General features: G+C 41.1%; 1 protein-coding gene. It reads right to left on the bottom strand.

The features are described 5' to 3' along the window. Positions 1-73: 73 nt before the first annotated feature. Positions 74-442 (bottom strand): hypothetical protein, encoded by a 369-nt coding sequence (locus ACRQQK_RS15500; RefSeq protein ID WP_457512850.1) that lies wholly within the window; start codon positions 440-442, stop codon positions 74-76. Positions 443-774: the final 332 nt, after the last annotated feature.

Here is a 774-nt window from a genome sequence, read left to right on the forward strand (position 1 = left end):
ACGATGCTAAGAGATGGCGTCATGTGGGATGAGAACATAGCTCAAAATTAGTTATTGACGCCATAGTCGTTTGTTAGGCTCGTTTTATGCGGATACCTGTTAAAGTAATTTCCACTTCAGACGCACTCAGGATATCCCACATTTTTTGGCTAAATGATTTTTTCTCTTGGCACTTGGTACATCGAAGCTCTGCTTGAAATTCAAACTCAAGATCACCACTTTTACTGAGTAAAGACGTATGATTTATGTCATTAACCGTCAGTTCGAGGGTATCTTTCTCTTTGCATTTTGGGCAATTTAATGTTTCCACATGGATAGGAACAATACGCTCGACGGCTTCGTACATAGCAGCACAGTAAGGACATGTTGCCGTAACACCTCTAAGTTCACCGACACCATTTAAATTCCAAGAACTTTGAGTCGATTTTACCTTAGTTACCATTACATGACTGTAATGACTTATTCCTGACGTACAACAGTCGCAAATGCTGGGAGATACGACTCTCAATGCTCTGATTTCTGACATCTTTACCTACTATCAATCTGCAATGCTTTAATGGTTCGCTATATCTCATAAGAGCCTAACGCCGCGTTAAGTAGTGAGCAACGCGACCACCTAACCTAAACTATTGTGCTGTAAACACTTAAGCTGAATCAAACCGAAAATGCCACGCGTTGCGAATCTGTCTTAAACGCTTTGTATGGGAAATTATCCCTCTTAATCGACCAGTTTCGGGTAATGTGAGACCCAGGCTTTAGCTGCAACTAAAGCTT

The sequence above is a fragment of the Vibrio sp. C8 genome, from assembly GCF_054051265.1.